Source organism: Novosphingobium sp. FSW06-99 (genome assembly GCF_001519065.1).
Classification (GTDB): Bacteria; Pseudomonadota; Alphaproteobacteria; order Sphingomonadales; family Sphingomonadaceae; genus Novosphingobium.
Window position 1 is genome coordinate 122,094 of the sequence record NZ_KQ954252.1, and the last position, 21,477, is coordinate 143,570.

The 21,477-nt window shown below is 63.8% G+C and carries 18 protein-coding genes; 12 read left to right on the forward strand and 6 right to left on the reverse strand.

Features of this window, described 5'->3' with window-relative positions; genetic code table 11:
- The first annotated feature begins 1 nt into the window (after position 1).
- Positions 2–724: a hypothetical protein gene (locus AQZ49_RS03210; RefSeq protein ID WP_067612872.1), complete on the forward strand. Its 723-nt coding sequence runs from the start codon at positions 2–4 to the stop codon at positions 722–724.
- On the opposite strand, the gene thiD is transcribed toward AQZ49_RS03210, so the two are convergent.
- The 3 genes from thiD to glmM are packed head-to-tail and all read right to left on the reverse strand — an operon-like array spanning position 708 to position 3,025.
- Entirely contained in the window at positions 708–1,463 is a 756-nt protein-coding gene (thiD, locus tag AQZ49_RS03215) for a bifunctional hydroxymethylpyrimidine kinase/phosphomethylpyrimidine kinase (RefSeq protein WP_067612875.1), read from the reverse strand. The two genes, AQZ49_RS03210 and thiD, sit on opposite strands and share 17 nt — an antisense overlap.
- The gene (locus AQZ49_RS03220) at positions 1,460–1,684 is read right to left on the reverse strand and encodes a DUF1272 domain-containing protein (RefSeq protein ID WP_067612879.1); all 225 of its coding nucleotides are present in this window, start codon (positions 1,682–1,684) and stop codon (positions 1,460–1,462) included. Before AQZ49_RS03220 ends, thiD begins: the two co-directional genes overlap by 4 nt.
- 3 nt (positions 1,685–1,687) lie before the next feature.
- Positions 1,688–3,025 (reverse strand): phosphoglucosamine mutase, encoded by a 1,338-nt coding sequence (glmM, locus tag AQZ49_RS03225; RefSeq protein ID WP_067612881.1) that lies wholly within the window; start codon positions 3,023–3,025, stop codon positions 1,688–1,690.
- An 83-nt stretch (positions 3,026–3,108) separates the two neighbouring features.
- Between glmM and AQZ49_RS03230 the strand changes: the two genes are divergently transcribed.
- Both AQZ49_RS03230 and AQZ49_RS03235 read left to right on the forward strand, forming a co-directional pair.
- Positions 3,109–4,410: a dicarboxylate/amino acid:cation symporter gene (locus AQZ49_RS03230; RefSeq protein WP_067612885.1), complete on the forward strand. Its 1,302-nt coding sequence runs from the start codon at positions 3,109–3,111 to the stop codon at positions 4,408–4,410.
- 111 nt (positions 4,411–4,521) lie between these two features.
- Positions 4,522–5,139: a superoxide dismutase gene (locus AQZ49_RS03235; protein WP_067612888.1), complete on the forward strand. Its 618-nt coding sequence runs from the start codon at positions 4,522–4,524 to the stop codon at positions 5,137–5,139.
- Between the two features lie 41 nt (positions 5,140–5,180).
- Here the strand turns inward: AQZ49_RS03235 and AQZ49_RS03240 are convergent, their stop codons facing one another.
- Positions 5,181–6,377 carry an AI-2E family transporter gene (locus tag AQZ49_RS03240; protein ID WP_067612891.1) on the reverse strand — a complete coding sequence of 399 codons (1,197 nt, stop codon included), beginning with the start codon at positions 6,375–6,377 and terminating at the stop codon, positions 5,181–5,183.
- Between the two features lie 187 nt (positions 6,378–6,564).
- On the opposite strand from AQZ49_RS03240, the gene AQZ49_RS03245 reads away from it, so the two are divergent.
- Positions 6,565–7,866, forward strand: coding sequence for a UDP-glucose dehydrogenase family protein (locus tag AQZ49_RS03245; RefSeq protein ID WP_067612894.1), 1,302 nt, complete (start codon positions 6,565–6,567; stop codon positions 7,864–7,866).
- A gap of 21 nt (positions 7,867–7,887) precedes the next feature.
- Here AQZ49_RS03245 and AQZ49_RS03250 read toward each other — a convergent pair whose 3' ends face one another.
- Together AQZ49_RS03250 and AQZ49_RS03255 are read right to left on the reverse strand one after the other, a co-directional pair.
- Positions 7,888–9,033, reverse strand: a complete 1,146-nt coding sequence (locus AQZ49_RS03250) for a hypothetical protein (protein ID WP_067612897.1) — start codon at positions 9,031–9,033, stop codon at positions 7,888–7,890.
- On the reverse strand, positions 9,017–10,378 hold the full coding sequence (locus AQZ49_RS03255; protein WP_067612900.1) for an O-antigen ligase family protein: 1,362 nt from the start codon (positions 10,376–10,378) through the stop codon (positions 9,017–9,019). Before AQZ49_RS03255 ends, AQZ49_RS03250 begins: the two co-directional genes overlap by 17 nt.
- Positions 10,379–10,783: 405 nt before the next feature.
- On the opposite strand from AQZ49_RS03255, the gene AQZ49_RS03260 reads away from it, so the two are divergent.
- The 8 genes from AQZ49_RS03260 to AQZ49_RS03295 all read left to right on the forward strand — a co-directional run bounded on the left by AQZ49_RS03260 (position 10,784) and on the right by AQZ49_RS03295 (position 21,476).
- Positions 10,784–11,785, forward strand: coding sequence for a glycosyltransferase family 2 protein (locus tag AQZ49_RS03260; protein WP_255355394.1), 1,002 nt, complete (start codon positions 10,784–10,786; stop codon positions 11,783–11,785).
- A 94-nt stretch (positions 11,786–11,879) separates the two neighbouring features.
- Entirely contained in the window at positions 11,880–13,145 is a 1,266-nt protein-coding gene (locus AQZ49_RS03265) for a nucleotide sugar dehydrogenase (protein ID WP_067612906.1), read from the forward strand.
- Positions 13,146–13,172: 27 nt separating this feature from the next.
- Positions 13,173–14,414, forward strand: a complete 1,242-nt coding sequence (locus tag AQZ49_RS03270) for a glycosyltransferase family 4 protein (RefSeq protein ID WP_067613456.1) — start codon at positions 13,173–13,175, stop codon at positions 14,412–14,414.
- A 301-nt stretch (positions 14,415–14,715) separates the two neighbouring features.
- Complete coding sequence (locus tag AQZ49_RS03275) at positions 14,716–16,581, forward strand: hypothetical protein (protein WP_067612909.1); 1,866 nt, start codon at positions 14,716–14,718, stop codon at positions 16,579–16,581.
- A 112-nt stretch (positions 16,582–16,693) separates the two neighbouring features.
- Positions 16,694–17,677 carry a UbiA family prenyltransferase gene (locus AQZ49_RS03280; protein ID WP_067612912.1) on the forward strand — a complete coding sequence of 328 codons (984 nt, stop codon included), beginning with the start codon at positions 16,694–16,696 and terminating at the stop codon, positions 17,675–17,677.
- Positions 17,678–17,679: 2 nt separating this feature from the next.
- Complete coding sequence (locus tag AQZ49_RS03285) at positions 17,680–18,369, forward strand: HAD family hydrolase (RefSeq protein ID WP_067612915.1); 690 nt, start codon at positions 17,680–17,682, stop codon at positions 18,367–18,369.
- Entirely contained in the window at positions 18,366–18,743 is a 378-nt protein-coding gene (locus AQZ49_RS03290) for a GtrA family protein (protein WP_067612918.1), read from the forward strand. The genes AQZ49_RS03285 and AQZ49_RS03290 overlap by 4 nt, the downstream gene beginning before the upstream one ends.
- A 153-nt stretch (positions 18,744–18,896) precedes the next feature.
- Entirely contained in the window at positions 18,897–21,476 is a 2,580-nt protein-coding gene (locus tag AQZ49_RS03295) for a hypothetical protein (RefSeq protein ID WP_067612921.1), read from the forward strand.
- Position 21,477 lies beyond the last annotated feature (1 nt).

A 21,477-nucleotide genomic window follows, 5' to 3' on the forward strand; every position in this document is an offset into this window, starting at 1 on the left:
CATGGAGGCGGGCATCATCAAGTGGATCACGCGAGGCGCCATGGTGATGGTCACGATCGTGGCGTTGGCCACGGTTTGTCTGGCGGGTTATCAACTGCTTGAACGGCACAGGATGGCTCAGCGCAATCGGACGGTCGAGGGCCCGCTCAAAGTCGATCCCGGCGATCCTGTTCTGATATCGGCGCACGCGTTTCTGGACGTGCTTGGCCCGTCCACGACGGGTGACGGCCTTCGGTTTGCCGTGATGCCATCGTTCGGGAAGCGGTGGATTGCGATTTCACTATCGGAACATGCGGGCGCAAACCCCGTCCGGGCCCTGATCTATGACCGCAGCACCGGAGTATATTCGCGCAGGAATTTTGATCTGCCCGCGCCGGACGCCGCATCGTTTCTTAGACAATGGGACAATGTGACCGACGGATATTCGGGCGAGCCACGCTTGCTTGCTGATGGAACTCCGCTGGCCTTTGAACGCAGGCGCGGTTCGCGCCTCACCTCTGGCGTCGGCAATTCACCGTGCCACTATGATGTCCTGGGCGACATCGCTGCCCGGCGATTGGCACGGTATATTCCCGAATTGGCCGACTTGCGGGTCGCGAATCTGGCCGAAGTGCTGAAGGGCCGGATTTGCAACACGTCGATTTTCCAATTTGGTCAAATGCCCGATATTCGTCTGAACTTGCCACCCTGGCAGAGCGCGAGGTTTGTCACGCGTGCAGGCTGACAAGCGCGGCATGGCCCATCGGGCCGTGCCCCTGGCCAAGCCCCGGCGCCGCGATCAGCGCGGCGCGGACAAAGGCGCGGGCCTCGGCCACCGCCTGATCCAGCGGTGCGCCCGCGCCCAGCCGCGTGGCGATGGCGCTCGACAGCGTGCAGCCGGTGCCATGGGTGTGGCGGGTGACGATGCGCGGGGCGGTCCACACCCGGTCGGGCCGACCGGGCACGATCAGCCGGTCGATCACGTCGGGCCCCTCTGCATCGCCGCCTTTGGCCAGATAGGCGATGCCCCGGCGGCGCATCGCTGCATCGCCGCCCAGCGCGGCCAGTTCGGGGACATTGGGGGTGGTCAGGCTGGCCAGCGCCATCAGGCGTTCGAACGCGGCGATTGTCGCGCCATCGGCCAGCACCGCGCCGCTGGTGGCGATCATCACCGGGTCGAACACCACCGGCACGCCCAGTGCGGCCAGCCGGTCGGCCACCACGGCAGCGATTTCGGGTGATCCCAGCATGCCGATCTTGACCGCATCGACACCGATATCGGACACGCAGGCATCGATCTGCGCGGCGACCATCGCCGGGCTGACCGCCTCGACCATGGTCACCCCGCACGTGTTCTGCGCGGTCAGGGCGGTCAGCGCGGTCATGGCATGCCCGCCCAGCAGCGTGATCGTCTTGATATCGGCCTGGATGCCCGCGCCGCCGCCCGAATCCGAACCGGCAATCGACAGCACCCGCACCATCATGCCCGGTGGCGTCGCTGCGTGGCGGGCGGGTGTTTGGCGTGCAGGGCCCTGGCGCGGGTGGGCCGATCGGTCAGCTCGCCGCCGCAATTGGGGCATTGATCATCCAGCGCATCGGCGCATTCGGCGCAGAACGTGCATTCGAACGAACAGATGAACGCGCCGGGCGCCTCGGCCGGCAAGTCAGTGCCGCAGCGTTCGCAATCGGGCCGCATCTCCAGCATGGTTCAGGCCACCTTGCGCACGGCGGCGCAGATCTTCTCGACCAGCGTGGCGACCTGTTTGGCATCATCGCCTTCAGCCATCACGCGGATCACCGGTTCGGTGCCCGACGGACGGATGACCAGGCGGCCTTTGCCGGCGAGGTCCGCCTCGGCCTCGGCGATCACTGCCTTGACCGTGTCGTTTTCCAGCGGCTTGCCCCCGGCAAAGCGCACATTGCGCAGCAATTGCGGCACGGGGTCGAACAAGTGCAACGTTTCGCTGGCAGGCTTGCCGCTGGCGACCAGCGCGGCCAGCACTTGCAACGCTGCGATCGTGCCATCGCCGGTGGTGCTGTGGTCGGTCAGGATCATGTGTCCCGACTGTTCGCCCCCGACATTGTAGCCGCCTTCGCGCATGCGTTCGAGCACGTGGCGGTCGCCCACCGCCGTGCGCACCAGATCGAGGCCCTGCGCGTTGAGATAGCGCTCAAGGCCGAGGTTCGACATCACGGTTGCCACCACGCCGCCGCCGCGCAACTGGCCCTGTTCGGCCAGGCGGCTGCCGATCAGCGCCATGATCTGGTCGCCATCGACGGTATGGCTCTTTTCATCGACCACGATCAGGCGATCGGCATCGCCATCGAGCGCGATGCCGATATCGGCGCGCACTTCGCGCACTTTGGCCTTGATCGCGTCGAGATGGGTCGAACCCACGCCGAGATTGATGTTCTTGCCATTGGGTTCGACGCCGATGGCGATGACTTCGGCGCCCAGTTCCCACAGCACCGAGGGCGCCACCTGATAGGCCGCACCATTGGCACAGTCGAGCACGATGCGCAGGCCGTCGAGCCGGACATCGTGCGGCAAGCTGGCCTTGACCGCGTGGATATAGCGCCCGCGCGCATCGTCGATGCGCCGCGCCCGGCCGACTTCTTCGGCGGCGGCCAGCGGCAGGTCGTCTTCGAGCATCGATTCGATCGCCTCTTCGGCATCGTCCGACAGCTTGAACCCGTCGGGGCCGAACAGTTTGATGCCATTGTCTTCGAATGGATTGTGGCTGGCCGAAATCATCACCCCGACATCGGCGCGCATTTCGCGGGTCAGCAGGGCAATCGCCGGCGTCGGCATCGGCCCCAGCAGCACGACATCCATGCCCACGCTGGTAAAGCCCGCAGTCATCGCGTTTTCCAGCATATAGCCCGACAGGCGGGTATCCTTGCCGATCACCACGCGATGGCGGTGTTCGCCGCGCTGAAAATAGGTGCCCGCCGCCTGGCCGACTTTCATCGCGGTGGCCGCGGTCATCACGCCTGCATTGGTGCGGCCCCGAATACCGTCGGTGCCGAAGAACTTGCGCCCCATGCTCAAACCCTTTTGAAATCCGTTTGGTGCCCCTGCCACAGGGCGATTGCCACCGCCCCATACACGGGTAATCTAACCAGCGCATGAACCAACACGACGATCAAGGCAACGCGCCTGATAGCCCCGGTGGCCTCGTTCTGCCGCCCATCGCGCAGATTCCGGCGGGGTGGACGTTCGCCGCGCTGACCATCGGGCTGGGCGGGGGGCTCGCGCTCGCGTTTGCGGCGCCGTCGCGGTTGCCGGCGGTGCTGGCGGTGGCAGGGCCGGTGGGCGAATTGTGGCTGCGCGCGTTGCAGGCGACGATCGTGCCGCTGGTCGCCGCGCTGATCTTTACCGGGGTGTTCCAGACCGTGCGCACCGCGAGCGCGGGCGGCATGGCGCGGCGCAGTCTGGGTTGGTTTCTGGCCGAACTGGTGTTTTCGGGCGCAGTTGCGCTGACGGTGCCGACGCTGCTGTTGCACTGGGTGCCGGTGCCCGCCAGTGCCGCCGCCGCTTTGCGCGCCAGTCTTGGGGCGAGTGTGCCCGCCAGCCTGCCGGGGGTGGTCGACTATCTGCGCTCGATCGTGCCCAGCAATGTGATCGAGGCGGCGGCGGGCGATCGCATGTTGCCGCTGATCCTGTTCATGAGCGTGTTTGCGCTTGCCACGACACGGCTGGTGCCGGTGCAGCGCGATGCGCTGGCCACGCTGTTTGCCGCGCTGGCTGGCGCGATGCTGGTGGTGATCGGCTGGGTGCTGGCATTGGCGCCGCTCGGCGTGCTGGCGCTCAGCCTGACGGTCGCGGCCAAAAGCGGGCCTGCGGCGGTGGGCGCGCTGGCGCACTATATCGTGATCGTCACCGCATCGGGGACGGTGGTGTGGCTGGCCGCCTATCCCTTTGCGGCGATCGCCGCGCGTCAACCGCTGGGGCGGTTTGCACGCAATCTGCTGCCGGTGCAGGTGTTTGCGCTGTCGACGCAAAGCTCGCTCGCCTCGCTGCCCGCGATGCTGGGCGCGTGCGACCGGTTGGGGGTGCGTGCGGCCTCCGCCGAATTCGTGATGCCGCTGGCGGTGGCGCTGTTTCGCGCGACCAGCCCGGCGATGAACCTGGCTGTGGTGGTCTATGTCGCACACTGGTACGGCGTGCCGCTGACCACCGGGACGTGCGTTTCGGGGCTGATCATGGCGATCCTCGTGTCGCTCAGTTCGGTCAGCCTGCCGGGCACGATCAGCTATATCGCCTCGGTCGGGCCGATCGCGCTGGCAATGGGGGTGCCGGTCGCCCCGCTGGCCCTGCTGGTCGCGGTCGAGGTCGTGCCCGATCTGATGCGCACGCTGGGCAATGTCACCTGGGATGTGGCGGTGGCCGCGGTGGTCGATCGCGCATCGCACGACGGCCCCGCCTGATCGCGTTACCCTCAAACGCCGATTGAAAATTCTCGCTGGAAAACCCACACACAACCGGTACGGCAGTTTTCAAGCCCCAATTTCAACCCCGACGATCTGAACGGAGCGACCATGGCCATCATCCTTTCCCCGCTGCCTTATGCCGACGACGCGCTGGCGCCGGTGGTGTCTGCCACCACCTTGCAGACGCACCACGGCAAGCATCACCGCACGTATGTCGATCGCACCAACACCGCGATCGAAGGCACCGACCTTGCCGACAAGAGCCTGGAAGACATCATCGCCGCCGCGATCGCCAGCGCCAACAAGGGCCTGTTCAACAACAGCGCGCAGACCTGGAACCACGGGTTCTACTGGCACAGCCTGAGCCCTGCCGCGCAGGCGCCCGAAGGGGCGCTGGCCGCTGCGATCGACGCAGCGTTCGGTTCGCTCGACGCGCTGAAGGCCGAACTGGTTGCGCAAGGCACCGCGCACTTTGCCAGCGGCTGGGTCTGGCTGGTGGCCAAGGACGGCAAGCTGGCGGTCGAACAGACCCACGATGCGGCAAGCTATGCCGATCTGTCGGGCACGCCGCTGCTGGTGATCGACTTGTGGGAACATGCCTACTATCTCGACCACAAGAACGTGCGCCCCGACTATCTCAAGCAAGTCGTGGCAGGGCACCTGAACTGGGCCTTTGCCGCCGAAAACCTGGCGCGCGGCACGCTGTGGAGCTATCCGGCAGCATAATTTTTCCAGACCGGCATTCCAGGCTTGCCCCGGAATGCCGGTCAGGTTTCGACCGTGACAGGGTGGCCGGTGCTGTCATCTTCCTGATCATCGCGCAGCCGCGCCGGTTCGAACAGCGATTCGCCGAACAGAAACCCGACCAGGTTGGGGCGGCCGAGATGGTCGACCAGCGCCGACAGCGTCAGCAGGATCGGTACCGACAGCAACGCGCCCAGCACGCCCCAGATCCACGTGAAAAAGCTGAATGAAAGCAGGATCGATACCGGGTTGAGCGTAAAGCGCACGCCCAGGATCGAAGGTGTGACCACATTGGCTTCGAGCGCATGGAGCCCCAGGAAGCACAACGCCGGTGCCAGCCCCGCGCCAACCGTGTTCGCCGTGCCAAGCCCCACCAGCGCGAGCAGCCCGACCATCGTCAGCGGCCCCATATAGGGCACGAAATTCAGCACGAAGGCGAGCCCGCCCCACATCACCGGCGCCGAAAAGCCGAAATAGCGCGCGCCTGCATAGACCAGGATACCGATCCCGGCGTTGATCTGCGCCACGGTCAGGATATAGCTGGCAACCCGGTCCTGTACATCGCGCATGACGCGGGCAATCCGCACCGACGAGGTGAAGTTGGCGCGTTCGACCAGCAGGCGGCGGCGCATGCGGATGCGCGCCTCGATCATGAAAAAGGTCATCAGCCCGGTCAGCAGCACTTCGAGCGCGACGCTGGGCGTGGCGAGCGCCAGTTGTTCGATCACCGAAGGTTCGGCAATTGCCACCACGCGAGTCGGCTGGCCCGCCAGGGGGCCACCGATGTGATTGATCTGGCGGTTGAATTCGGTGATCCAGGCAAAGTTTTCGCGCAGTTGCGCAAAGTGTCGCGCAATCTCGCGCGCCATCGCGGGAACCTGGTCGACCATGTCGAACGCCGGTTGCAGGATCACTGCCAAGGCCACGATGATGATCCCGATCATCACCAGGATCGCCATGAACGAGGCCAGCATGTTGGGAATGCCGATCCGCGTCAGCCGGTCGGCCAGCGGCGACAGCACGATCGACAGCACCAGCGCGGTAACCGGCGGCTGCACGACGACCGCGCACTGGGTCAGAATGAAGGGCAAAGCCATGACCAGACCGGCCATCAGCAGCAACACGATCATCGATTGCAGGCGCACTTGCTGGCGGCGCAAAAGCTCGTCGCCATCGGTTGCGGCAGCGATGAAGGGGGGCATTTCATCGGGTTCGCTCATGCGGGGTGCTGTGCGCTTTTGCTGCGGCGCGATCAAGGGGCGAGCGGTGGGGTAACCGGCCGACAAATTCGTATCTTTGCGATGCAAAACGGTTGCCGAAGGATTTGCGACCGCCTAGCGCTGCGCAGCGCCGTGGCAGAGGTGTCCAGACGACCTGCCGCAAGTCCGGATAGATGGGTGTTGCCACATGAAACTGGTGATGATTGGCTCGGGGTACGTAGGGCTGGTTTCGGGCGCGTGTTTTGCCGATTTCGGACACGAAGTGATCTGCGTCGACAAGGACGAGGCGAAGATTGCGGCTTTGCAGGCCGGGGTCATCCCGATCTATGAGCCCGGTCTCGATCATCTGGTGGCGAGCGGGGCAGGGGCTGGCCGGTTGAAATTCACCACCGACATCGGCGCAGCCGTGGCCGGGGCCGACGCGGTGTTCATCGCCGTGGGCACCCCCTCGCGGCGTGGCGATGGCCACGCCGACATGGTTTATGTCCATGCCGCCACACGCGAAATTGCCTCTGCGCTGACCGGGTTTACCGTAGTGGTCAACAAGTCGACGGTTCCTGTCGGCACTGGCGATGAAGTCGAACGCCTGATCCGCGAGGTCAACCCCGACGCCGACTACGCGGTGATCTCCAACCCAGAATTCCTGCGCGAAGGGGCGGCGATCGATGATTTCAAGCGGCCCGACCGGGTGGTCATCGGTGGCCATGACGAACGCGGCCTGGCCGTGATGCGCGAAATCTATCGCCCGTTGGCGCTGGGGCGTTCGCCGGTTATCGAAATGAGCCGACGCGGCGCCGAACTGACCAAATATGCAGGCAACGCGTTCCTGGCGACCAAGATCACCTTCATCAACGAAATTGCCGACTTGTGCGAAAAAGTTGGCGCCGACGTGCAGGAAGTGGCGCGCGGTATCGGGCTGGACAACCGCATCGGGTCGAAATTCCTGCATGCCGGGCCCGGCTATGGCGGATCGTGCTTTCCCAAGGACACGCTGGCCCTGCTCAAGACCGCCGATGATTACGATGCCCCTGTCCGCATCGTCGAAGCGGTGGTGGCGGTCAACGACCGGCGCAAGCGGGCCATGGGGCGCAAGGTGATCGACGCTGTGGGCGGCGATGTCCGCGGCAAGACGATCGCGGTGCTGGGGCTGGCATTCAAGCCGAACACCGACGACATGCGCGACAGCCCGGCCATCGCGGTGATCCAGACCTTGCAGGATGCGGGTGCGATCATCCATGCCTTCGATCCCAAGAGCATGGATCAGGCACGGCTGGTGCTGCACGATGTTGCCTATTTCGATGACGCCTATGTCGCGATGACCGGCGCCGATGCGCTGGTGATCGCCACCGAATGGGATGAATTCCGCGCGCTCGACTTGCGCCGGGTCAAGGCCTTGCTGCGCGAACCGGTGCTGGTCGATCTGCGCAACATCTATCCGCGCGATGCGGTCGAGGCGATCGGGCTGGCCTATACCGCCGTCGGCCGCTGAGGCGGCCGGGCGCGCGCAATATCAACCGCCGGGCAGGGGCTGCAAGGCGGCGCTGACGATGGTGCCATCGGTGGCGTTGGCGATCACACGCAGCTCAGCCATGGGGCACGCGCTGGCGGTACGCCAGACTGCCCCGTTGACCAGCGGCACATGCTGGCCGTCGCAGGTGACGATGGCGCTGATCGCGGCCTGGGTCAGGCCCTGGCCGGGCCGCGCGACAAACCGGTATTGCCCCGCCGGCAGATAGATCTGCCGGGTGGCCACCGTTTCGTCGGCATTGTCCTTGCCAGAGAACGCAAGCTGCGCGTCGATCACGTGAGCATGGTCGCCCAGTGTCCAGTCGAACGGCAGATGCACGGCCTTTCCGGTGGCGGTCGGCCAGGCCCAGGGATCGGCTTTGCCCAGCCAGGCGCGCCACAGCATGTCGGCGAGCGCCGGATTGGCGCCGGGGCCATAGACCAGCGGGGCCAGCAGCGCGGTCATGTCGTCGCCCGGCAGGGGCGCTCCATTGTCGCGCAAGGCAGCGATCAGCGCGACAGCGGTGCCCGAACCGGCGGGATCGGGATGCAGGCCGTCAAAGAACCGGTGGCGCCAGCGCGGCGGTTCGCGCAGCGCAGCCAGCGCCTGGGCAAAGGCTGCCGGGCGCGCCAGATCGGCCAGCAAGGTTTCGCGCATCGACCCCGGCGGCAACTGCAATTGCAACAGCGCGGCCAGTGCCGCGATCTCGCCCGCGATATCGCCCCTGGCATGCGCGCGATCGAACCCGGCCTGCAACAGCCATGGGTCACGGCGCGACAACAGCCAGGCATGGTCCAGCCACGCACTGCCAGCGTCTTGCGGCCCGAGCGTCCGCGCGATTGCGGCAAAGCCGGGCTCGTCGAGCACGGTGCCCTGGTTGGCGATGCGGGCCACATCGACCACGCGCGCGGTCGGTGCGCCGGCCATTGCCAGTTGCCAGGCCCGCATCGCCGCCGGGCGTGCCTGTGCAAACGGTAACCGCGCAGCATATTGTGGTTGCTGCGCCAGCAGGGCGATGGTCGATACTTGTGAGGAAAAGATCTGGACCGCCGCACCCAGGGCAAGTGCGGCGACCGCCAGGCGGCGGACCAGCGATACGCGCGGCGTACGGCTGTGGCGCGTGTGTGCCGGATCAGGCGCGGTGGCCATGGCGTCCTCCTGACCTGGGGCTGCGTCGTTCGGCGGGCCGGGACAACAAGGCCAGACAGGCGGCAAAACAGGCCGACAGTGCCACCGTCCGCAAGGGATAGTCAAAACTCGAATGGACCAGCAACAGTGCCACGACCGTGCCTGCGGCCTGCCGCAGCGGATCGGCTCTGCTGCGATCCGCCCCGGCGCGCCAGGCCGGCGCCCACCGCATCGCCAGCCAGACGAGAAACCCTGCGGCCAGCACGATCCCGGCCAGCCCGGCTTCGAGGGTGAATTCCAGCCAGTCGTTGTGCGCGTGGTTGAGATAGAGAGGGGCGAGCTGGTCGGTCGGCTCATCCACTTCGAACGCGCGCCGAAAGGCGCCGAAACCCGTGCCCCACGGGGCATAGCGGGCGATCATGCGGATCACCACCGGCCAGAAGATATAGCGTTCGTCGTCATCGGTATAGGATCGTGACAGCACCAGCCCGAGCGCCCCGCCGGGTTGCAGCCGTGCCAGCACGATGCCGCCCAGCGCCACCAGCACGACAGCGGCGAGTGTGCCCAGCACGATCAGGCGCGTCTTGCGCGGGTCGCCCCCTGCGCGCCCGTTGTAGAAGATGACCAGCGCCGCCAGCACCGCAGGCACCAGCAATGCGCAACCGGCGCGCGACCCGGTCAGCAATGCGCCGATCGTGCCTGCCCCGGCCGTTACGCCAAACAGCCAGCCGCCCGGCGTCGGCTGGCGTTGATCGGCGGCGCGGTCCTGCCATTTCCGGTTCAATCCGGCGGCCAGCGGAATGGCGCAAGCCATCGCGATCGCCTGGTGGTTGCGGTTGGCAAACAGACCGGTGGGCAGCCCCGAATGCGCATTGGCGTAAAGGTGCCACTGGCCATAGTCTGCGGTCACTTGTGCCAGCGCGAGCGCCAGCGAACCGGCCAGAAACGCCAGCCATGCCATGACCCACACTTCGGTAAAACTGTCGGACAGTCGCATGCGCAGCCAGATGGCCGCCGCCGGGATCAGGAACACCGCCGCCGCAGCGGTTTCGTCGGGGTCGAGCGACCAGGGCCGCGCCAGCACATGACCGACCATCAGCCTGTCGCCCTGGGCAAACAGCGCACGTCCCGGCCAACCGCTCCACAGTGTGGCAGGCAGCGGCACGAGTTGCAGCGCGAACAGCACCACCAGTGCCAGCGCCAGCACGCCAAACAGCACATCCTGTGCCAGCAGTTTGCCGAACGGTGCGCGCAGCGCGGGAGCAATCAGCAGGCCAAGCCCGATCAACTCGGCCGCCATCTGCTCCGCCGGGGCCTGGGCGCTGCCGCCGCCGAGCGCCAGCATGACGACGATCGCGGCAATCAACGTCGTATGTCTGGCAAGCAGTGCGGAAAGCGGTTGATGACCTGGGGTGGGCCCGAAAGACGTGCTGTGGCGCTCTGTGACCATCGGTTTTGGGATCTCGCTGGCATGGCGGCAGGCAGGCTTCGTTTGTGCAGCACGGCTTAGTGGATGCGGACCAGCTTGCCAAGCGCCTTGCGCAGGCGGACGTCTCGAGGATTTCACCCGGTCGGCATGGCGCAAGTGTTGGCGGAAGTCAGGGCGCCGTGCAAATTGATTTCGCGATTTGCAGCATTTGCGGCGAACGCCATGAAGTTTGACGGTTTTGTATCGGTAGCCCTTTTGCGACATGCGGCCGAAGCCTCTTGAACGCTCAGGATATTGCCGTATTAGACGGTTATGGTGCAGTGCAGTAGGGGATTCATGGACATGCCGGCCAGCGTTGCATCGCCTGTTGTGTCCAGCGGCGCTGACGTCGCAGCAGCAACCTGTGCAGTTTCAGTAATTATAGTTAACTGGAACACGCGCGAAATGACGCTCGAGTGCTTGCGCTCGCTCTATGCCCAGACTCTCGACACCGATTTCGAAGTTCTGCTGGTCGACAATGGTTCGCATGACGGGTCGGCCGCCGCCATTGCCGAAGAATTTCCGCAAGTGCGGTTGTTTGCGGAAACCGTCAATCACGGGTTTGCCGTCGCCAACAACATGGCGATCGAGCATGCGCGCGGACGGCGGGTGTTGTTGCTCAACACCGATACGGTGGTGCTTGATCGGGCGGTGGACCGGCTGGTCGCTTTTGCCGAAACCCGCCCTGCGGCGCGGATCTGGGGCGGACGCACGTTGTTTGGCGATCTGTCGCTCAATTACACATCTTGCTGGCAACAGCAGACTTTGTGGAGCGTGACGTGTTTTGCGCTGGGATTGACCAAGCTGTTTTCCAACACCAATTTCTTCAATCCCGAAGGGATGACGGCGTGGAAACGCGACACGGTGCGCGAAGTCGATATCGTGACGGGCTGTTTCCTGCTGATCGACACCGACTTGTGGCGGCAGTTGAAGGGTTTTGACCCGATATTCTTCATGTACGGCGAAGAGGCGGATCTGTGCGGCCGGGCCCGCGTGCTGGGTGCGCGGCCGGTGATCACCCCCGATGCGGCGATCATCCATTACGGCAGGGGCAGCGCGACCAAGCGGTCGGATCAATCGGTGCGGCTGTTGCGCGCAAAAATCGGGTTGGCGCGGCGCAATATGCGGCCGGCGACGGCGGAAGTGGTGCGCTGGCTCTATCTGGTGGCGGTCACCGTGCGGGCCGTGGGCTATGGTCTGCAGGCCCGTTTGACGGGTGGGCGTGGCGCGGCGGATGCCACCAATTGGGGTGAAACGCTGACCCGGCGGGGTGAATGGTTTGCGCGTGCCAGTCTGATCTTTTGACGCAAGCAGGGCGTCTGTTCACAAGGCAGGCGCCGACCAACGGGGAGGCACGCGGAGCGTGCCGTGGCACTGACGACGCAAAAGGACGGCCTTTGTGAAGATAGCGATTTTCGGTCTTGGTTATGTCGGCTTTACCGCCCTGTGCTGTATTGCGCAGGAAGGGCATCGGGTGGTCGGCATCGACGTCAATCCCGACAAAGTCGCCGCGATCCTGGCCGGCACGGCGCCGATCAAGGAACCGGGTGTCGATGCCATGCTGGTCAAGGGCCTGGCCGATGGTCTGATCCACGCAACGTCGAGCCCGGTGGGCGAACTCGACGATTGCGATCTGGCAATCGTCTGTGTGGGGACGCCGAGCGGGGCCGACGGCGGCCACGACATGCGCTATATCATCGACGTGACGCGCCAGATCGCCGGGGAATTGAAACCGGGTCGGGCGCAGCCGCTGACCGTGGCGTTTCGTTCGACCATTCGCCCTGGCACGCTCGACGAATTGATCCACCCGATCTTCCGGTCACGGCTGGGCGATGCCACCGATGATCTGGTCGAACTGGTGTACAATCCCGAATTCCTGCGCGAAGCGACCGCGGTGCATGACTATTTCCATCCGCCCAAGATTGTTGTCGGCACCAGAGATGGTCAGCCCAGCGCGACCATGGACGCGCTCCACGCCAATCTCGACGCGCCGGTGTTCTATGTCGGCTTTCGCGAAAGCGAGATCACCAAGTTCGTCGACAACACCTGGCACGCGGTCAAAGTGGCCTATGCCAACGAAATCGGCAGGGTGTGCATGGCGCTGGGTATTTCGGCATCGAAAATGCACGAGATTTTCGTGTCCGATACCAAGCTGAACATCTCGTCCTATTACACCCGTCCGGGTGGCGCGTTTGGCGGATCGTGCCTGCCCAAGGATGTACGCGCGTTGCAGCGGATTGCCGCCGACAGCGGCGCCAACACTTATCTGGTGGATTCGCTGTTGCGTTCGAACGAGGCGCACAAATACGCGATGTTCCGCGCGGCGATCGACGGCTTGGCGCCGGGGGCAAAAGTCCTGGTCGCCGGACTGGCGTTCAAGGCCAAGACCGACGACTTGCGCGAAAGCCCCAATGTCGATCTGGTGCGCATGATGCTGGCGGCGGGCTATGACGTGCTGGTCTATGATCCGGCGGTGGACGCGACGCAACTGGTCGGGGCCAATCTGGGTTATGTCTATACCCGCATTCCCCGGCTCGAAGCCTTGCTGATTTCCGCCGAGGCGGCCGAAGCGGGGGATTTCGACCGGATCATCCTGACCAATGCGACGGGTCTGGGTCTGCGCGTGCCGCCGGAAAAATGCCTCGACATCGCGACGATCAAGTAGCCCATGCACAATCCGGGGCACGCCGAAATGGGTCCAGACCTGCACGACGCCGCGAACACGCCTTTGGGTGGTGAACTCGACGGTCGCAAGATTCTGATCATCGTCGAAAATCTTCCTGTGCCGTTCGATCGACGGGTGTGGCAGGAAGCGACCACCTTGCAACAGGCGGGGGCGACAGTCTCGGTGATCTGCCCGGTGGGCAAGGGCTATGACCAGCGCTACGAACAGATCAGTGGCGTGCACATCTATCGCCACCCCCTGCCGCCCGAAGGCAACGGGGCGCTCAGCTATGCAATGGAATATTCCGCCGCGCTGTTCTGGCAGACCGTGCTGAGCTGGAAAATCCTGTTCCGCCATGGTTTTGACGTGATCCAGGGATGCAATCCGCCGGATCTCGTGTTTCTGGTGGCCTGGCCGTTCAAGCTGTTGGGCAAGCGGTACATTTTCGATCACCACGATATCAATCCGGAACTCTACATCGCCAAGTTCAACCGGCAGGACATATTCTGGCGGCTGATGGTGCTGCTCGAACGGTGGAATTTCGCCTCGGCCAATGTGGTGATCTCGACCAACGACAGTTACCGCAACATTGCCCACACCCGTGGCCGCAAGCGCGAGGACGATACGTTTGTCGTGCGGTCGGGCCCGGATCTGACGCGGCTGCGGTTGGTGCCGCCCAATTCCGAGCGCAAGCGCGGCCATCGCTATCTGGTCGGCTATGTCGGGGTGATGGGCGAACAGGAAGGCATCGACCTGCTGCTGGAATCGGCGGCGCACATCGTGTTCACGATGGGGCGCAGCGATGTTGCCTTTTGCCTGGTCGGCGGCGGGCCCAGCCTCGCTTCGCTGCGGCAGATGGCGCACGACAAGGGGCTGGATGCGCATGTTGAATTTACCGGACGTGCGCCCGACGATGTGCTGTTCGAAGTGCTGTCGACCGCCGATGTCTGCGTGAACCCCGACAGGGTCAATCCGATGAACGACCTGTCCACGATGAACAAAGTGCTGGAATACATGGCGTTCGGCAAGGCGCAGGTGCAATTCGATGTGCGCGAGGGGCGCCATTCGGCGGGTGAGGCTTCGCTCTATGCCAAGTGCAACGATCCGATCGATTTCGCCGAACGGATTGTCGAATTGCTGGGCGATCCCGACCGTTGTGCGCAGATGGGGCGGATCGGGCGGCAGCGTATTGAAAACGAATTGTCGTGGGAACATCAGCGTGCGCCGTTGATGGCCGCCTATCGCCGGGCACTGCGTTTGTCGGCCTGATTCTGCCTGTTTTTGCGCCCATGCGATCGAACGCGATGGTCGTTTCGCCGCACATCGCGGCACACGATCACGGGCAATTGCGCTTGACAGGCTTTGTGTGGCTACGTATTTTGCAGTGCAGCACAAATTGCGTGCAGGGGCTCCAGTCGTTTAGTGTCTTTAAATTGCGGCGGCCGCATACTGTTGTGGGCGCGGGTCAGGGTAAAATTCAGCTAACGACCTTGGCGTTTGAGCGATTTGAACGCGGCGTAGTTCGAATATTTTAAAAGGCCTTTGAAACGATATTCGGAGAGCTGCGTCGATGAGCGTGCTGAATTTGCTAACACCGCGCCTGGGATTGTATGAAGCGTGGGAGCTGTTTTTTACCCTCGGCGCAATCGTGCTGGCGTTTGTCCTGCAGCGTTTCAAGAGCGGCGTGTTTCAGCACCTTGATGGCGCATTTGCGGCCTTCGAGAATCGCTGTTCGGCGATCGCCGCGCGCCCCTGGCTCAGCATTGTCATCATCGCGGTTGCCTCGATCGGGTTGCGGCTGGCTATCGCGCCCTGGCTGGGCACGCCCGACCCGGTTATTGCCGATGAATTCAGCCTGATCTTTCAGGCCGATACGATGTTCCATGGGCACCTTGCCAATCCGGGCACCGTCACGCCCAATTTCGAAGCGGTCTATGTGCTGCTTCGGCCCACGTTCTCCTCGATGTATCCTGTGTTGCGTTCGTTTCCCCTGCTGGTCGGCCTGCTGTTGGGCGTTGGCGTGTGGGGTGGTGTGCTGCTGTCGGTTTGTGCGCTGGCGATCGCGGTGCACTGGATGGTGCGGCAATGGGTGAATGACCGGGTTGCCCTGCTCGTGGCCGCGATCGTGATCCTGCGCTTTGGTCTGTTCAGCCTGTGGGTCAATTCCTATTTCGGCAGTGCGTTCACCGGTCTTGGCGGGGTGTTGCTGCTTGGCGGTTATCGTTCGGTCACGACGCGCTCGGCCTTGTCGGGGGGGATCGCGATCGGGGTCGGGGTGTTGATCCTGATGACCACCCGTCCTTATGAGGCGCTCTTCTTTGCTGCACCGATCCTGCTGGCGCTGGGCATCCATTTCGTGGTTGCGTCGGGCCCGGTGCGCAAGGCGCTGGTGGCGCCTGCGCTTGCCGCAGTGGTGTTCGTCGGCCTCGGGCTTGGCATCACGCTCGCCTCGAATAGTGCTGTCACGCATGACGCAAAGGTGTTCCCCTATAACCTCTATCGCCAGACCAGTTCGCTGGCGCCGGCGTGGTTGATCAACAAGCCGGTGCCGATCGTGGGGCCGGGGCCGCGTTACGCCATTGCGCAGCATTTTCTCGACTATGAATACAGGAACTACCACGATAACCGCCAGCGCCTGCTGTCATCGGAAGCGTACAGGTTTCGCAATTACTGGAATTTCTATGTCGGCTTTGCGCTGACGATCCCGTTCCTGCTGGGTCTGGTCGCACTTCGTCGGAACTATGCCGTGCTGGCCTCGATCGTCGTGCTGGGGCTGGCTCTTTCGATCGAGACCTGGACCTTTTCGCACTATGCTGCGCCAGGCTTCGGTTTCTTCATGCTGGCAATCGCGGCAGGTTTTGACGCGATGCGCAAGCGTCCCGCACAAAGCTGGGTGCCCTGGACCTGGTTGAGCCGAACACTTGTGCTCGCGCTTGTGGTGGGCAGCGTCATCCCGTTGCAATCCACATTTGCGGGCAAACCGGATTTCGTGCCGTGGGCCGACAATGGCTTCAGCACGCCGTGTTGCTGGTTGCGTCCGCGTTCCGCGCCGAACGAATTGCGCAGGGTGGTTGAACAGACGCCCGGACGCAATATCGTTCTCGTCGATACGAGCGTGCAGGCGCCCTATGCCATCCTGATTTCGAACGAAGCGGATCTGGAGAACGCCCGCACCCTGCTGGTCAACCGTGATCCGCAATATGACCAGGAAACGATCGCGCGCTATCCCGGCAGGCGGATCTGGACGCTGACCTGGCAACCGGGAGATGGGGCTGCGTGCCTCACACCCCGCAAATCCACCGATCTGGTGCCCGTGTTGCCGACGTGGGTGCGGGGGTCGGCGGCTGCGTGCCCGGGCGGGCTCCTGCGTCCACTGACCGCCTTTCAGGTGTCGAGCGACACGATGCGACAAGGCCCGGTTGATCGTCATAAATAATTAAATTTAGAGAATTATTCCTTCGGTTGAAGCGCATGAGGCACTCACTACGGTTGCTTGAACGCATCAACTGCCCAAATCCAACGTAGACTAGGCGGAAGATCCTGTGACCATGACCACCACAGCACAAGGTGAGGCGGGCGTTCTTCGGAAACCTGCGCTGCAAGACTATCTGGCGATCATGCGGCTTGATCATGTCACCAAGCACGTGTTCGTGGTGCCAGGGATTGTTCTGGCCTATTTGCTGCGGCACCATTTCGTCACGCTGACGCCGTGGCCGTTCGTCGCAGGCGCGATCGTTGCGGTGTGCATCGCCTCGGCGAACTATGTCATCAACGAATTTCTCGATCGCGAATTCGATGCACTGCATCCGACCAAATCGTTGCGTACGGCGGTCAAGGTCGAACTGTCGGGCGTCGTTGTGTGGTTGCTGTGGCTGGCGCTGGTCGTGATCGGCTTTGTGGTGGCCTGGACGGCCAGTGTGACCATGCTGGTGATCGCGGTGGGGTTTGCTGCGCAGGGTATTTTCTACAATGTCAAACCGCTGCGCACCAAGGATCACGCCTATCTCGACGTGCTGTCGGAATCGGTCAACAACCCGTTCCGCCTGATGATCGGCTGGGCGATGGTCGATCCGTCGACGTTGCCTCCGGCGAGTATCCTGCTGGGCTATTGGCTGGGCGGGGCGTTCCTGATGGGGGCCAAGCGTCTGTCGGAATACCGCGAAATCGTCGCCAACCACGGACGCGATCTGCTGGTCCGCTATCGCGCCAGCTTTGGCGGGTATGACGAATACAGCCTGACCGCATCGTGCCTGGTCTATGCGGCGCTCAGCGGGATGGCGCTGGCCATTTTCATGGTCAAATACCGCATCGAATATATTATCACGCTGGTGCCGATCGCACTGCTGTTCGGGAAGTACATGTCGCTGGCGATGCGCCCGGCCTCGACCGCGCAAAAGCCGGAAAAGCTGTTCAACGAACATGGCCTGATGGCGCTGGTGCTGATCGTGGTCGTGACGTTTGTGGTCGCCACGGTGGTGAACATGCCGTTTTTGCAGACGCTTACCGCGCAGCACTTCATCTCGCTGCAATAACCATGGATATCGCGTGGGATTCCTTCCGGCTGGCGGTGTTCGATGTTGATGGCACGCTGTATGATCAGCGGCGCCTGCGGCTGACGATGGCCGCGCAGCTCGGGCTGCATTGCGCGCGCGCGCTCAATCTGCGCACCGCGCATGTGCTCAAGCGCTATCGGCGGCGGCGCGAACATCTTGCCGATGCCGAAACGGTCGATTTCGAACGCGTGCTTGAAGACGAACTGGTGGCGATCCATGGCGGCGGCGGCGGACCGTTGCGCGCGCTGGTGACCGACTGGATGGAAGTCCGCCCGTTGCCCTATCTTGCCGCCGCCCGCAGGCCCGGCGTGGTCGATCTGTTCGACCGTTTGCGCCGTTCGGGCAAGATCATCGGCGTGCTGTCGGACTATCCCGCCCGCGACAAGCTTGCCGCGCTTGGTCTTGATGCCGATGTGGTGGTCAGCGCCACCGATGCCGAAGTCAATGTGATGAAGCCCCATCCCGCCGGATTGCAGCGCGTGATGGCGCTGGCCGGGGTATCGCCCGATGAAACGGTGATGATCGGTGACCGCGCCGAGCGCGATGGCGAGGCCGGGCGGCGGGCCGGCGTCAGAACGCTGGTGCTGGGCGGTGACACCACCGCGCATTGGACCGGGTTCACCGATTTCCGCCAAGTCTGGACGGCTGCACCATCGGCTGGCGCGGCGTGAAGGACACGCTGCTACGCGTCGGGCGCTATGGCTTGACCGGGGGCGCTGCGGCGGTCGTCGATCTGGGCGTGTTTGCGCTGCTGTGCCCGGCGCTGTTGCCGGTGGGTCCGGCTGCGACGGTCAGTTTTCTGGCCGCCGTGGGGGTCAACTACACGTTGACCAGCCGATATGTCTTCGCCAACAGCCTCAATCGAAAACGCTTTTACCGGTTCTTCGTGTTTGCGGTGCTGGGGCTGCTGATCAATGTCAGCGCGACCGTGGCGGTCGCCCGGCTGTTGCCGGTCAAGCCCGTCGTCGCAAAGTTCTGCGGTATTGGTATCGCGTTCTTTTTCAATTACCTGTTCAACGCAAAATTCGTTTTCGATCGCGACTAGGCGGCGTGATGCCGGCAATCCGGGGCGCATGATGCTCTGGCAGTCTTTGGCATCGTCTATTGCAAAAAGGCTGGTGCCCACTTTTGTTTGGCATAAGCTAACGGGCAGCGCCCGCGGTTCGTTGGCGGACTGCATTGGGGGAGCCGATTGCCGATGCGCCTGATCATCGCCTTTCTCGCCGCGCTGCTGTTGATGGGGCCTGCGCTTGCGCGAGCGGACGCGCCGGGCGGAACGCCATGCACCACTGCCAGGGGAGACGGTTGCTCCGCAGACGGGTCGGTGCAGGTGCCGACATTCTTTCGCGGCTATGCCACGCAAGGATCGGCTGGCGTGTCACGCCCGGCCGGCACGAGCACCAACCCGTGGCACTTGTCGTTCAAGACCACGACCAGCGGGCAATCCCCGGTCTATCCCGCGCGCCCGTCGTGGAACGTGGCCGGGGTCGACTATGCGGTCGGCATTCCGCGCGGGCAGGCGCCCACGTTGGGCAATCTGCACCCGTCATACCTCAAAGACCCGGCGCAGATCGCGACTGATCCACTGGTCAACCCACGTCGACAGGGCGAAAATTGCCAGTTCTATGCCTCTAACACGGCAGTGCCGCGCGGGGTCGCGGCGGGCACGACGGCCACACCCTTTCCCTTTGCGCTGGGTGGTGCGGGTATCTATTGCAGCAACACCACCGGATCGGCCAATTCGCTGATCTTTGACGGGTACAATTTCGCCTGGAACAGCACCACCGGATCTGGCTGCGTGCCGGTCTTTCTGGCAGACAAGCCGTGGGGCGCCGGCGCGGCGAGCACCGGGGCGACCACTGCCAATGTCATCATGCGCAACTCGCTGTTCGTCGAGGGCCCCAATTGCAACATCTGGGGCGGCGTCTACCAGGGGCCCGGAACCGCGCAGGCCGGCCCTGAAAATGCCGCCGCGGTCTATGGCGTGGCTTTTGCCAACGGCGCCACGCTCAACAGCTTTTCGTTCGTCAACAACACCGTCTATGGCTGCGGCGGCGATGCGCTGGCCGGCGCGCTGGAAACCGCGCTGTGCAGTGCCAGCTTCAATGCCACCCACTACGCAGCGGGTGGCATAGCGAATTGGGTAACCGGCGCAAAAGTCGGTGTCGCGCCGCTGAACGGTCATTTCCTGGGCATTTCCGGTGGCACCGCATGGATCGAATTCAACGCCTTCCTGCATATGCCGGGGCGCTTGTTCGACATGGGCAATGTCAATGTCGGCAACCACACCATCGTCGTCGCCAACAACTATATCGAGGGCATGCTCTACAGGCAGGAGCCGGGCGTGTTGTTCAACAGCATCGTCAACAGTGGCGGAACGCAGGAAACCATCACCACCAATGCCCCGCATGGCGTGCCGGTGGGTAGTCACGTCTCGCTGGTGGTGTCGGGCAATGGCGCACAGGGCTTTCCGGGCGGCTGGGGCGGCACGTGGACGTTGCAGGCCACCGATGCGACCCATCTCGTGCTCGACAGCCCGATCAACCATGGCGACTGGACCTGGGGCGGTTCGGGCAATTACGGCTGGGTCTACAGCAATTTCGGCCATGGCGAATTGTGGAACACCGCCGCCACCACCGGTGGCGCCACGTTCACCGGCACGATCAGCGGCACCACGCTGACGGTGTCCGGCCTGTCGGGCACGCTGACGGCGGGGCAATATGTCACCGCCACCGGTGCTGCCGATGGCGTGATCACCGGCACCATCAGCGGCAGCACGCTGACCGTCAACAGCGTCACCTCGGGCACGCTCGCGGCGGGTCAACTGGTGGGCGGTTCCGGCCTGGGCATCCCCGCCGCCGTGACCATCGTGTCGGGCGGCGGATCGACCTGGACGCTCAGCCAGTCGGTCGGCAACATCGGCCCCGCTGTGATCAACACCTATGATGCCATTCCCTCGCCCACTTATATCGTCGGCGGTTCAGGCAACACATGGACGCTCAACCGGGCGCTGGGCAAGATCGGCCCCACCCGGATGGCCGCGCCTTATTACACCCCCGGTGTGCGGGGGGGCATCACCACCTACAAAGTGAGCTATAACACCTATCTGCAAACCCCGTCGGCATGGGGATATGGCGGCACCGCGATCCTGTGGGCGCAGACCAACAGCAACCTGATGGGGGTGCCGCTGGGCACACTGACGGGATCAGTCGATCACAATGTGTTGGTGTCGGACCTGCAGAACAACGCGCGGCACGTGCAGAATTCCTATGGCGTGGCGTTTCAGGCGACCAGGCTGGCGGGTTTTGCGGTTGCCGACAACTATTTCGATCCCACCGGGCAATATTATTGCTGGATCGGCTACACGCTCGATTCCGGCAACGGCCCCACCCTCAGCGGCAATGTCAACATGCTGAACCCGTCTGACCCGTATGCCAACATGATGGATAGCTATGCCATCGTTCCCTATGTTTCGGGCACGGGCGCCAACAGCCAGGGCGAAAACGGGCTGGCCTACAACACCAGGACCGGTGTGCTGACCATTACGCTGGCCGCGCCCGCCCCATTTGGCGCCGGGCAGCGCTTTTTCATCCGCAATGGCGCGGTAAATGCCGGGCCCAACTATCTGGCCGGCCCGATGACCGCCTCCGGCGTATCGGGCGCGACTGTCACCGTGAACCTTGCCCCCGGCTTTACCGGGGTGCCGATCAGCGTCACAGCGGGCGTCACGCTGATCGACAGCGCCGGGCATCCGCAGGCCTGTTACGGGCACAATTGAG